Below are 13,753 nucleotides of genomic sequence, written 5' to 3' on the forward strand. Positions count from 1 at the left end.
AATCATTTTGGCAGGTAAGATAAAACAGGGAATAAAAATCCTCTCTTGAATCAGGAAATTGAGTCATAATTCGCATATGTTTTCCATATATAGGTAATAAAAATACCTAAGCCAGGCAGCACCTGGCTTTTTCAATGTTGAGGTTGATGCGCTGATTTTGTTAGGCAGATAAACAAAGCAAAAATGCAGGTAAAAGGAGAAATATGCAGATAAGCAAATGAAATCCGCAGGAAAAGGCATCATTTTGGCAGGTAAGATAAAACAGGAATTAAAAATCCATACTTAAATCCAGACTCAGAGCCTATAAACCAAAACTTGGGCACCCCTGTTTAGCAAATAAACCCCACTAACCTCTAATAAAGCCACCTTCTGAATTCAATACCTGCCCTGTAATCCACTCTGCCTCTTCACTGGCAAGGAAGGCAACGAGCCTTGCTGCATCTTCAGGAATGCCAATGCGTCCTAACGGAAACTTTGGCAGAATCCAATCCCGTATCTCTTCGTTCATCCATCCTGTATCAGTAGGACCTGGGTTTACTGCATTAACGGTAATACCAAGAGGAGCAAGTTCTGCGGACAAGGAAAGAGTAAAGGCAGAGATAGCCCCCTTCGTTGCTGCATAAGCCAATTCACCAGGCATCGGACCAAGTGCTTGACCGGATGTAAGGTTAATAATTCTGCCTCCCCGTATTGGGGATTGACTAAATCGACGAGCAAATTCAACCGATAATAGAAAAGTGGCTCGCATATTTACTGCATAATGGTCATCTAGTGTTTTTGCATCCAAATTCATATATCCATCACTTGAAGAATGGGCTGCATTATTAACTAGAATGGTTGGTAAACCTAATTCCTCAGTCACGACGTCAAGCAATTTAAATGGTGAGCTAGGAACAGCTAAATCAACTTCTAAGCTTCCACACTTAACACCATATTCTCGAATGATGCATTCGAAATTTTTTGCCCAATCTGTATCTGAACCCCAATGTGAAAAGAAAATATCCGCTCCTTTAGCTGCTAATTTATTGCATATCGCAGCTCCAATACCATTTTCATGACTTACACCCGTAACTAATGCAACGTTACAATCTAGTTTATAAATAAGATCACCCCCATAAATAGCATTATAATAAAAACACATTAGAACTCACAGTGAGTTCTAATGTGCTAATAGTTGTATTATTTTTTTAATTTAGCCCATGTTTCATCGAGAGCCTTCATTGCTTCATCCTCAGATTTTTGTCCGCCTACATATGCTTGAAGTGCTGCTCCAAATTCCTGTCCTGCACCATCTGGATATTTCATGAACTGCCAAGAATATGTTTTTCCTTCTTGAGAGTATTTTTGAATTTCTGCTCCAAGTGGCCCGATATCTTCAGCTTTAGCTTCGATTGTCTTAAAGGCTGGGATATATTTGAACTCCTTCACTAATGCTTCTTTACCTTCTTCAGATGTTACCATCCAATTTAAGAAATCCAATGCAGCTTTTTTGTCTGCTTCTGGAGCACCATTGTGAACAACCCAGTTGGTTGGTACGTCGACCATTAATTTATCTGCTTTTGAAGCATCATCGTTTAGTGCCATTGGGATAAAACCAACTTCCATGTTAGGAGAAATTTTATCCAGCATTGGCTGAATCCAGTTACCCTGCTGGATCATTGCAGCTTCTCCGCTTGCAAATAGTGTAACCTGTGTATTATAGTCAGTTGTTAATGGGTTTTTGTTGCCATATTTCATGGTTAGGTCTACTAGCTTAAAGTAATTTTTGAAGTGTTCATTGCCTTCAATTTTAGTGGTACCCTCGTTTAATCCCTTAATAAATGTATCTGCGTCATTCTGGTAGGCAAATGGAACATTTAGTCCATGGTTTGCTAATACCCACCACTCGCCGTAACCAATTGAAAACGGAGTAATGCCAGCATCTTGTAATTTTTTCGCTGCTGCTTCTAATTCGGAGAAAGTAGTTGGAAGTTCTGTGATACCAGCTTGCTTAAATAACTTTTTATTATATGCAAAACCGTAGCCTTCCATATTTACAGGCTGACCATAAATTTTTCCATCTATCGTCATTGGTGATAATGCAGATTCATAGGCATCCTTTACCCATGGCTGATCAGATAAATCTTCAAACTTATCCTGCCATGTTAGAGCCTCTTGATAACCGCCGTTGCCAAAGATATCAGGTGCTTTGTTCGAAGCAAACTTTGCTTTTAGGGCAGCAGAACCATCTGCGCCTCCGCCAACTGATTCAATATTAAAGGTTACGTTTGGATGTTCTTTTGTATATTGGTCTGTTAACGCTTTTAATTGATCTGCAATCTCAACCTTCCCATTAAAGAGATCAACTACCACTTTATCGCCCTTGCCTTCGGTATTCTTTTTATCGCCAGATGCACTGTCACTGTTGCATGCTGATAAAAGAAGTGATGCGGATAATAAACCTGCTGTAATTGTATACTTTTTAGAAGCCATTTTTTTTCCCCCTAGTACTATATATTTATTTTATAGATCTCTGCTGACTTATGCAGCCTACAGAGGGTGTGCCCTGTGTTACTTAATCGATCCACTGGTAATTCCTTGAATAATGTGTTTCTGCATGGTAAAGAAAAAGATTAATAATGGGATAATCCCGATTACTAATGCTGCCAGTGCTAAATCCCATTGCTTTGTGTACTGTCCAAAGAAGAAGAAGGTTGCTAATGGAATGGTCCTAAGTTCTGGATCCTGAAGAACAAGTGATGGTAATAAGAAATCATTCCAAATCCATAGGCTGTTTAAGATGACGATTGTCACCGTAATCGGTTTTAATAATGGAAAAACAATTCTCCAGAACACTCCAAAACGTGAACAGCCGTCAATAATGGCTGCTTCTTCAAGCTCTAACGGAATCCCTTTAATAAAACCGTGATACAAGAAAATGGTCATGCCTGATCCAAATCCTAAATACATAAAGACAAGACCCCAGATACTGTTCAAAATACCCAAGTTACCCGCTGTTTTAATCAGTGGAATCATGATTGACTGAAACGGAATGATCATCGCGGCAACGAATGTCATGAAAATGATATTACTAATCTTCTTTTTGGTTCTAACGAGCATGTACGCTGCCATTGAACAAAAGATGACGAGAACGATATTACTAGCAATAGTAATGATTAACGAGTTTTTAAATACAAGTAAGAAGTCTAGTTTTTCGAATGCATTAACATAGTTATCGAATATTAGCACTTTCGGCAGGGCCGATGTATTGGTTAAAATCTCAGCAAATGATTTTAAGGAGTTTGAAAACACATAATAGAAGGGGACTAAAAAGACAAGACCGACCAGGATCGCAAGGATTTCAACAATGGATGTTTTCCATGTATACCTGTTGCCCATTAGGATTCAACCTCCTTTTTCTTTGAAATCGTGACTTGAAGGACGGTGATCGCTGCTACGACAAGGAAGAAAATTAATGCTTTTGCCTCGCCAATACCGTAACGGTTATTAACAAAAGCTTCTGTATAAATGTTAAGCGCCAGCATTTCTGTAGATTTAAATGGACCGCCGTTTGTCAAAGACAGGTTGGCATCAAAGACTTTAAAAGATGAAGCGGTTGTTAAAAATAAACATATCGTGACAGCTGGTGCAACAAGCGGCATGGTGATATGACGAAGAATCTGAAATCTATTGGCCCCGTCAATTCTTGCTGCTTCAATTAATTCCTGTGGGACGTTTTGCAATGCTGCAATATAGATGATCATAATGTAGCCTGCTCCCTGCCACAGACTAACAATAACAATTCCCCAGAATGCAGTATTTGCATCTCCTAACCATGCTAACTCAAAAAGAGGAATCCCTGTTAACTCTCCTATTGATGCAAATCCTTTTACAAAAATAAACTGCCAGATAAATCCTAAGATCAAACCGCCAATTAAGTTTGGCATGAAGAAGACGGTGCGTAAAAGGTTTCTCGTTTTTAGCCTCTGTGCCACAAGTAATGCTAATCCAAAACCAATTATATTGGTTAGGATAATGGAAACGAATGTATATTTAGTTGTTAACATAAATGATTGTTGAAATTGCTTGTCCTCTGTAAAAAGGTATTTAAAATTATCAAGTCCCACCCATTTGACGGTTCCTGTTATCCCGTTCCAATCTGTAAAAGCATAGTAAATACCTGTAAAGAAGGGGATTAACACGATTAGTGTAAATGCTAACAAAACTGGACCGACGAATAGGGCAAATAATCCTGCATCTTTCCATTTCTTCTTATTCAGAAAAGAAACTGACGCAGAAACGTGCATGCTTTCCTGCTTAGTGATGGGTGACCCCTTTACAGTTTCCAGTTTACTTTCGTTATTCATTCCCTGCACCTCCATAACCTTATTCTAATTGTTACAGAGAATTATGAAACGGCTTACATTGACCAGTTGGGTGGAAAATATTGAACTGTCAAAATATTGAACTATTACAAATAAAACTGTGCTACAATGTTCTAAAAATCATGGCAAGGGGGAAGGTTAGTTTATTACTATAGTTAACTAGCCATAACGATATGGGATGGAGTATACGGAAAAAACTGATTATCTTCTTACTTTTAGCTGCCGTTGTCCCTTTTGGAAGTTCCATTGCAATTACGTACTTTCACACGACAAAGTCACTTGATGAACGGTTTGTTTCTACCAATCACGAGTTGATTGAAAAAGGTGAAGAAGAACTGACTACTTATTTAAACGATGTAGCGCAAATGTCATCCGTCCTTTATAGGTATACACCATTTATGAATGTGATGAGAGAAGGAATCTCACAGAACTTTAGCAGTAATCAGGAAGAAATACGGAGAGCACTTGCTTATTTATTCAATTCTCGTCCTGAAATTGAACAGATGCATCTCTATATTGATCGAGAAAAAGAGTCCTACACGAATTATCATTCAAGAATTAGCGGGAGGGGGAAGTATGAGGATGTTTTTACTCATCCCTACTATTCCCAATTAAGGCAGTATCCCGGTTTCTCAATCATTGAACCACCCCATGAAATCTATAGTTATAACGAAATATCGGTAATTCCAAATTCGGAGAAACAGGCGGTATTAAGTTTCCATAATATTATTAGGGATGTCCCGTTAGAAAGATTTTTAGGCTTTTTATCAATTGATATTAATCTCTCAAAAATTAGTGACATCTCTGAACGTTTGTATGTGAAAGATTCAGAGGATCTTTATATCATGAATGAAAATGACATCATTATTTATTCTTCCGATGAAAAAGAGCTTGGAAAAGTTAATAACGAAAAGTGGTTTAAGCAAGTGAAGAAGGAGCCGGAAGGCGGGAAAAGTCTTGAATGGAAGGATGCACAGTTTGCAGGTTTCATCGTCCATGAAAGGTTTTCGGAATCGTTTAAAAACTGGTATATTGTGAAACGAATTCCATACGATGTTCTTTATAAAGATGCTAGAGAAACAGCCTTCATCAACATTTTGATAGGTCTGGCTACACTTGTATTTGCTTTACTTGGAACTCTCTTTGTTTCATTTAAGCTCACTGCCCCTATAAAAGTGTTGATTCGAAATATGAAAAAAGTAGAAACTGGTGAATTTAAGGCTGATTTTGATACACTCGGGACGGATGAAATTGGTATGCTGGGAAGACATTTTAAATTAATGATTGCCAAAATTGATGAATTAATTGAGAGAGAATATAAATTGGAGATTGAAAATAAAGCATCACAGCTGCGGGTACTGCAATCGCAAATTAATCCGCATTTCCTCTATAACGCTTTTCAGTCTATTGGAACATTGGCCCTCAAGTCTAACGCGGTTCCGGTTTATACCCTGCTCACTTCCTTAGCGAATATTATGAGATACAGCATGAATATGAAGGATGATATTGTTCCATTTACTGCAGAACTGAATCATGTTAACTCCTACCTATTACTGCAAAAACAGCGATTTGATGAACAGTTTGATTTTGAACTAGTGATCGAGGAAGAAATCAAAGATATTCTCGTTCCAAAAATGATATTACAGCCCATTGTGGAGAATTGTTTTAAACATGGCTTTGATCAAGAGGTAGAAAAAGTAAGGATTCAAATAGAGGCCTCCACCCTGAACGACAATCAGGTATGTATTCAAGTGCAGGATAATGGAACTGGCCCAAGCGATGAGCAGCTTGAAAAGATTCGACTTGAGCTGTTTTATGGCATTTCAAATGAAGACAAGCAACGAGAAGCGATTGGGTTGAAAAATATTCTTGATCGATTGCAGATTTATTATTCTAATCAGGCAAACATGTCTGTTAACCGAAATGAAGAAGGCGGTTTTACGGTTACAATCGTGATTCCAAAGGGAATGCCGAAAGAGGTGGACCATTCATGAAGGCGTTAATTGTTGATGATGAAAAACATGTGCGAGAAGGTATTAAGATACTGGCTGATTGGGAACAAAATGGAATTCTAGAAATATATGAGGCGGGAAACGGTGAAGAAGCGATTCAGCTTATCAAAGCTGTTCGACCAGAGATTATCTTCTCAGATATGAAGATGCCAAAAGTGGACGGAACTCAGCTTTTAGAATGGATAAAGGAAAATCAGCCAGACAGTAAGACCATTGTGGTGACTGGCTATGATGACTATCATTATATGAGAAAAGCGATTCATTTCGGCAGTTCAGATTATCTATTAAAGCCTATTGAGCCTGAAATTTTGAATCAAACATTGGAAAAAGCTGTTAATGAGTGGAAGAAGGAAGAAGAGGATAGGAAGAGAAAAGAAACGAGCTCCCTGCTCATTAATGAAATGAAACCTGTTTATCTAGATCGTAAGTTGACACAGTTAATGAACAGCGACAGTATTCAGGATGAATTATATAAAGAATTTGAATGGTTACAACCATCTCGGTCATACATTCTTGCTCTTGTCCGAGTAGAAGGAAAGACGATAGAGGCATTTAAAGGAGATCGAGATTTAACCTATTTCTCAATCTTAAATGTTATTAATGAAATTTTGATGGAGTATAAGTGTGGAATTGGGTTTCGGTACTTATCAAAAAAAGGTCAAATTATCATCATTTTTTGGGACAAGTTCGAGCAAATCGAAAGTCTATTAATTCGAATGTATCGAACACTAAAGAATGTAATGGATATTTCTTGTCCCATTGCACTTGGGAAACCAATAGATAGCAGCACCAAGTTGATTGATTCCTATCATCATGCCAGAAAGGTTTTATCAAGAAGAAATATCTTGATAGAGAGTGAGAGTAGAGTTTTTCTATCCGGAATACAATCAACACCAATGGTTAAGGATTTGATGTCCTATGCAGCAAGTATTGAATTAGCAGTCAAAAGTGGTGAAATGGGTGCTTTTGAAGAAGTAATACATCAAATTGAACAGGATATTACAGAGAAAAACTATTTATCAACCAGGCAGTTGTTACATTTAGAAAATGAGTATATGGTCATAAGCAATAAGTGGTTTAAGTATTATAAGATTCCGTTAAAGGTATCCGAAGAAATGGAAGAAAGAATAGATTTATTTTTTGATTCAAGCGGCACATTTAAATTAGAAGCATATAAAACAAGAATAAAACGTGAAATCGCTATCTTTTTGAAAAAAGTGAAGAAAAGTACGCTGCACAAAAACAAAAGTATCATTAAAGATATTGAAAAGTACGTTCAGGAGAATTTTGACCGGGATGTAAAACTGCAGGAGATTTCAGAACATTTCTATATCAGTAGAGAATATATCTCAAGGAAATTTAAACAGGAATTTAATGAGAACATCTCCGACTATATCGTAAGAATTAGAATGGACAAAGCAAAATCTCTATTGAAGAATAGTCAGTTAAAAATCTATGAGATTGCGAACATGATTGGCTATCAAGATGATAAATATTTTCGGAAGGTATTTAAAAAGGTTGAGGGAATTACTCCAAATGAGTACCGAGCAGAATATGAGAACTAGCGATAAGCTGTGAATGCTCTTCATTCACTGCTTATTTTTTGCAATAGGAAAAAGAATGAATTTTTTGTAAATTAATTTATGAATAATTCACTATGTTTATTTACATGACTTTAACCAAGTCTAAATGGTAACTACATATGTGCTAAACAATTCCCCCGTAGAATTTTATTTGTAATAGCAGACAAATAAAAGGGAGATGGAGAAAATGAAAAAAGCATTTGTGATTGGAGCAGGCCTGACTTTTAGTTTATTATTTAGTCCTTTGCAACAGGCTTTTGCAGCAGAAACAACAGGGGAACTACGAAAAGTGGATAATGTTGCTCACCGTGGTGCAACAGGGTATGCACCAGAAAATACAATTGCCGCTTTTGATAAAGGCGTCGAAATGAAAGCAGATTATATTGAAATTGATGTCCAAAGAAGCAAGGATGGGGAATTGGTCATCATTCATGATACAACGGTTGACAGAACAACGGATGGGACGGGCAGTGTGAAGGATTTAACCTTTAAACAAATTAGAAGCCTTGATGCTGGCAGCTGGAAGGGGGAAGAATTCAAAGGTGAAAAAATCCCTGCTTTTGATGAAATTCTTGACCGTTATCACGGAAAAGTAGGTATTTTAATCGAATTAAAGGCACCTGAGCTTTATCCTGGAATTGAAGCACAGGTTGCACAGGAATTAAAGGAGCGCAATCTCGATAAACCACAGAATGAAAAAATTATTATTCAATCGTTTAATTTTGAATCTATGAAAATAACTAACAGCCTGCTGCCAAAGGTTCCGATTGGTGTCCTTACATCCAATAGAGCCCACACAACAGAACAAGCTTTGAAAGAATTTGCAACGTATGCGGATTACTTTAACCCAAGCTACGGAATTGTATCTAAAGAATTGGTTGATCAAGTACACTCACTTGGAATGAAAATTCAATCCTGGACGGTTCGCAGCCAAGAAGCAGCTGATTTCCTTTTAGAAATGAACGTAGATGGAATCATTACGGATTATCCTGATTATGTAGACCCAAGGAAATAGGACAAACTATCAGGTACTGTTTCCTTAATGGGCCGTTCTAAAGTAAGCAGAGAGCACGCAGCAAATAGCTTGTGAGCTCTTTGTTTTGGCTTGTGGCTAGACGGCGTTTTTCAATCATGATATAGCGCCATAGACCCAGTAGCTTATCTTCCAAATCGTTTCTGGAGACAGCCGGCATTTCGGAAGTGTTCCACCATTCCTCCACCCATCACCTTCGATACTAAATGATAGTTGCCGCTGTTTTGGTCTGCCATTTACCAGTAGTTCATCAATCTCATTTTTTGAACTTACCACTCAAAACTTTAGCCTTTTGGTGCTCTTTTATTACTAAAAATTTCACGAAGTGCTGAAAAACGGGGAAAACTCCACACACTTAATTCTTGCTTTTATATATATTGCTTGGGTTTATCTACTTTTCTTTCTTACCCATGTTATGAAGGAGAAAATAATAGACAGAGAAAAAAGGAATACGTAAAATGTCCAAGGATAATCAATGATTACTTCCGACTGCCACGGCCAAAGAAATTTTTCCATTTTCAATTTCAACTCCTATTCACACTAGTAGCCGCTTTTTTCCATTTTAGCGTTCGATATTTTCTTACGAATAAGTACCAGAATCAATAGCAGACCAGGAAGGTACAGATACATTATTAGTCCAGGCTGCCCAAGATACGTTGTTGAAAACCAATGTTCTGATGTGCTCTTGGACATTGTCAATCCTAAAAATAAGACAACAGCTCCAATAGGAAAAACGAGTGACCTGCTGTCACGAAGGGACAACAATAGCTGTATTCCCCGAATGGCTCCATACATTTGGATTGTCACTTTAAAAAAGGCGGTTCCCATAAAGTACAAAATTCCCAATGCATCTAGGTTTTCGAGAAAGTCCGCAACAGAGATGACTTTGACTAATCGGTATAAGGGGTACCTGCTCGTTGAAAAAGTGCCTTCGCCAAAGACAAGAATCGCCAGTGCATCGAAGCTGGAAAGGAGAATTCCATATACAATGGAGGCTAAAAGAGTCGCTTTAATTATCCTTTTTGAAGGTGCACATAATGTCCAGATCATTGCAAACTCTAGGGTCTCCCCAAATGATTGTTGGATACCTGCCGGCCATACAGCTTTCCAAATACGCCCCCATCCTTCCCCCAAAACCGGCTGCAATCGCCCGATATCGGTTATATCAGAGGAATATATTAAGATGATCTCAATCAAAAACAACACTAAAATGACAGGTAATATTATTTCTGCTAGCCGGGCTAGAACCTCAATTCCACTAAACAATGCATAGGTGATGGCAATCATAAATATGCCAAGTATGACCCAATTAGGTGTACCCGGTAAAATGGTCGTTGGGATGAGATCCTTTATATCCCCCAGTGTACGACCCGCGTTATATAAAAAATGAAGGCAATAAAACCAAGAAATTGGGGTTCCCAGCCAAAATCCAAATTGGGTAGGAAACCATTCAACTAGGGTTAATCCCGGCTGCAGACGCATTAAGATCAGATACATTAAGATAAGACATGTCCCGATTCCGGTAGATAGCAAGGTAGACAGCCAAGCATCTCTTCCGGCTGCAGAGGCAAATCCAAATATCACCGAAGTGCCAATCTGAAACAATAGGGTAAGCATAAATAATTGACCGGAGGATATTCTCTCCATGGTTTCGCCACCTCCTATCCCAACTTTTGTTATTCAACAGTTATTAACGTAAACAAAATTTAGTAATTTATTTAATAAATGGTTAAAATAAGAAAAATTTTTAGGGAAAGGGGGATAGAGATGCGGCTATTGCGATGGTTAGAAAAGAAAATCTTAAAATCGAATCAAAATGGTGATCATCGTTTATTCAACAAGGCGGGGAATTTACATTCTAACCAACTTAAAGGTCAATTTCACGATGAAATAAAGCAGTTGAAAATGATTTTTGAACGATCTTCCGATATTGTGTTCCGTGAATTTCAGCTAGGCGGGATACAAAAAGGAGGGCTTATTTTTTTAGATGGCATGGTGGATAGCCAGATTATTGATTCTGACGTGGTGAAACCCTTATTGGATTTTGGGAAGAGGGCGTCTCTTTCTGCAACAATACCTCTAAAAGAAATGGAAGCTTTTCTTCGGGATCAAGTTATCTATGTATCACAGGTGAGTATAGGACAGACAATGAAGGAAGTCGTGGATCATATTTTGAATGGGGGAACGGTTTTATTATTGGAGGGAGTAAAACAATCCCTATTTATTAGCGCCCCAGCATGGCAGATGAGATCTGTTGAAGAACCTTCGACGGAAGCGGTGATCCGTGGTTCTAGAGAAGGATTTACAGAGAACCTTAGAACCAATACCAGTTTGATTCGCAGGAGATTAAAAACCCCTCAGCTTAAAATGGAAGAGATGACGGTCGGACGGTTATCTAATACGAAAATCGCTATAACATATCTCGAGGGAATTGCAGAGCAAGCTCTTGTTGCAGAGGTAAAGGAAAGGATAGGGCAAATTGACATTGATGCAATTTTAGAAAGTAATTATATTGAAGAACTCATTCAGGACAACCCCTATTCAGTTTTCCCCCAAGTGAACAATACCGAACGACCGGATAAAGTAGCTGCTTATTTATTGGAAGGGAAAATTGGGATTCTGGTTGATAATACGCCCTTTGCTCTCCTTGTACCTGTTTCGTTTTATGAAATGCTCCAATCGAGTGAGGATTACTATCAGCATTTTATGGTTTCGACCGTCATCCGATGGCTTCGCTTTTTTATGTTGGCAGGCGCCTTGTTATTGCCCTCTCTTTATATTGCAATAACTGCCTATCATCAAGAAATGCTTCCAACTACTCTTTTACTAAGTGTCTCTTCCGGGAGGGAAACCGTTCCCTTCCCAGCCTTTGTCGAAGCCTTAATTATGGAAATATCCTTTGAGGGCTTGCGGGAAGCTGGTGTTCGTCTGCCGCGGCCCGTTGGACAGGCCGTGAGTATTGTTGGAGCTCTTGTGATTGGGCAGGCGGCCGTGCAAGCCGGAATTGTATCTGCATCGATGGTCATTATTGTTTCGATTACCGGTATATCTTCCTTTATTTTTCCTGCCTTCAGTCAAGGGATTGCCATTCGTTTACTTCGATTTCCCATGATGATCTGTGCAGCGACATTGGGTTTGTATGGCATCTTAGTGGCAACGTTGATTCTTTTGACCCATATGGCACGGCTTCGCTCTTTCGGTGTCCCTTATTTGTCACCAGTGGCACCTTTGAATTTAACTAGTCTGAAAGATATTTATGTTCGTACACCATGGTGGGGAATGATTAATCGTTCCGATCAAACTGGGAAAAAGAATCAAGAACGGATGAATCATTTCATGCGTCCACGGCCGCCCCGTCGAAGGAACTAGAAGAGTCTTGGTTTGGAGGAGAACGCAATGAGAAAACGAGGAGTCCTGATCATCAACTGCATCTTAATAGTCTTACTGACTGGCTGTTGGAGCAGAATAGAGGTCAATGATCTTTCAATCGTAATGGCTACAGCCATCGATAAGATGAATAATGGAAAATTCCGTGTCTCGGTTCAGGTAGCGATTCCAAAGCAGCTTGGACCTGTTGGTGCCGGAGGTACTGGATCCGGAGATGGAACTACCGTTCTTATTTCAGAGACAGGAGAATCAGTGATGGACGCTATTCAGAGACTTCAAGTAAAATTACCTCGTCGTATTTTCTTTTCCCATTCCCGGAATCTAATCATTGGGGAAAGGGCAGCCAGGGATGGTATTTTTCAGACTCTAGATTTCATTTCGAGAGTAAGGGAAGCACGGTTGCGTAGTTTTATATTGTTTACAAAGGGAGAAGCAGCACCTCTTTTGAAACTGACTCCTTCCATGGAGAGATACACTTCAGAAACTATTAGGGAAGAGCAGAAAATGGGAGCGGGAGTTCGGATCAGAATTAAGGATTTTATCGATATGCTTACAACTGAAGGGATTTCCCCTCTTGGTGCTCAAGTTGCCATTATGCCTGAAGAAAAGGGCGGGGAAAATTCCAAGCAGACTCCCGCTATCGTTGGAACGGCAGTTTTTAATGAGGATAAATTGGCAGGATGGATGAATGATCAGGATACATTGGGGGTGCTATGGATTCGTAATGAAATAGAAAAAGCTAACATCACGGTGACGGTACCAAAGGAAAAGGGAGGGGGAAAAATCGGTGTTCAGCTTATGAAAGGACAGTCAAAGGTGAAACCGATTCTTGAGAAGCGTAAGGTAAAGATGAACGTGAGTATTAATGCGGAAGTTGAACTCTTTGAAAATGGCTCGAAATTAGATTTAGGCAACCCGAAAGAGTTGCACTATGTTCAAACACTGCTGGAAAAGGATGTAAAGGAAAAATGCCGATTAGCTCTCGATAAGGGGCAAAACCAGCTACATTCCGATATATTTGGGTTTGGTAATGCTCTTTACCGCACCTATCCGAAAGCATGGAAAGAACAGTATAAAAAACAGTGGATGGAGGAATTCCCCGAGCTCGAGGTGAGTATACATCCCCATGTTTCCATCGTCCGTACAGGGCTTACCATTAAGTCTCCAGAAATGAAAGATTAAAATGAAGAAGCAGCAAGACTCCGTTATTGAGACGGAGTCTATATTTATGATTTACGTGCAATGTAAATGTACCGGTGGCCATTAAGAAGTAAACTAATCCTGCAATCAAAAATTAACCAATTCTAATTCTACCCTTGATAGATATAATCAAATGAACTAGAATGATAGGTAAAATTCAAAATCGCAGGATTG

At 38.8% G+C, this 13,753-nt stretch carries 10 protein-coding genes; 5 read left to right on the forward strand and 5 right to left on the reverse strand.

Annotated elements, in window-relative coordinates; genetic code table 11:
• Positions 1-346: 346 nt before the first annotated feature.
• From QNH29_RS04400 to QNH29_RS04415, 4 genes are all read right to left on the reverse strand, one after another.
• A complete protein-coding gene (locus QNH29_RS04400; RefSeq protein WP_283863637.1) occupies positions 347-1,141 on the reverse strand; it encodes an SDR family oxidoreductase in 795 nt (264 codons plus the stop codon).
• 38 nt (positions 1,142-1,179) lie between these two features.
• A complete protein-coding gene (locus tag QNH29_RS04405) occupies positions 1,180-2,472 on the reverse strand; it encodes an ABC transporter substrate-binding protein (RefSeq protein WP_283863638.1) in 1,293 nt (430 codons plus the stop codon).
• A gap of 78 nt (positions 2,473-2,550) precedes the next feature.
• On the reverse strand, positions 2,551-3,378 hold the full coding sequence (locus QNH29_RS04410; protein WP_283863639.1) for a carbohydrate ABC transporter permease: 828 nt from the start codon (positions 3,376-3,378) through the stop codon (positions 2,551-2,553).
• Positions 3,378-4,286, reverse strand: coding sequence for a carbohydrate ABC transporter permease (locus QNH29_RS04415; protein WP_481858816.1), 909 nt, complete (start codon positions 4,284-4,286; stop codon positions 3,378-3,380). The genes QNH29_RS04410 and QNH29_RS04415 overlap by 1 nt, the downstream gene beginning before the upstream one ends.
• A 251-nt stretch (positions 4,287-4,537) precedes the next feature.
• Between QNH29_RS04415 and QNH29_RS04420 the strand changes: the two genes are divergently transcribed.
• The 3 genes from QNH29_RS04420 (at position 4,538) to QNH29_RS04430 (ending at position 8,974) form a co-directional block, all read left to right on the forward strand.
• Complete coding sequence (locus QNH29_RS04420; protein ID WP_283863641.1) at positions 4,538-6,358, forward strand: sensor histidine kinase; 1,821 nt, start codon at positions 4,538-4,540, stop codon at positions 6,356-6,358.
• A complete protein-coding gene (locus tag QNH29_RS04425; protein ID WP_283863642.1) occupies positions 6,355-7,941 on the forward strand; it encodes a response regulator in 1,587 nt (528 codons plus the stop codon). Before QNH29_RS04420 ends, QNH29_RS04425 begins: the two co-directional genes overlap by 4 nt.
• A 205-nt stretch (positions 7,942-8,146) precedes the next feature.
• Complete coding sequence (locus tag QNH29_RS04430; protein ID WP_283863643.1) at positions 8,147-8,974, forward strand: glycerophosphodiester phosphodiesterase; 828 nt, start codon at positions 8,147-8,149, stop codon at positions 8,972-8,974.
• Positions 8,975-9,532: 558 nt separating this feature from the next.
• Here the strand turns inward: QNH29_RS04430 and QNH29_RS04435 are convergent.
• Positions 9,533-10,639 carry a GerAB/ArcD/ProY family transporter gene (locus QNH29_RS04435; protein ID WP_283863644.1) on the reverse strand — a complete coding sequence of 369 codons (1,107 nt, stop codon included), beginning with the start codon at positions 10,637-10,639 and terminating at the stop codon, positions 9,533-9,535.
• Positions 10,640-10,759: 120 nt separating this feature from the next.
• On the opposite strand from QNH29_RS04435, the gene QNH29_RS04440 reads away from it, so the two are divergent.
• Both QNH29_RS04440 and QNH29_RS04445 read left to right on the forward strand, forming a co-directional pair.
• Positions 10,760-12,361: a spore germination protein gene (locus QNH29_RS04440; RefSeq protein WP_283863645.1), complete on the forward strand. Its 1,602-nt coding sequence runs from the start codon at positions 10,760-10,762 to the stop codon at positions 12,359-12,361.
• A gap of 27 nt (positions 12,362-12,388) precedes the next feature.
• Entirely contained in the window at positions 12,389-13,561 is a 1,173-nt protein-coding gene (locus QNH29_RS04445; protein WP_283863646.1) for a Ger(x)C family spore germination protein, read from the forward strand.
• The last annotated feature ends 192 nt before the right edge of the window (positions 13,562-13,753 follow it).

Origin of the sequence: Neobacillus sp. DY30 (genome assembly GCF_030123065.1) — a bacterium.
GTDB lineage: Bacteria > Bacillota > Bacilli > Bacillales > Cytobacillaceae > Neobacillus.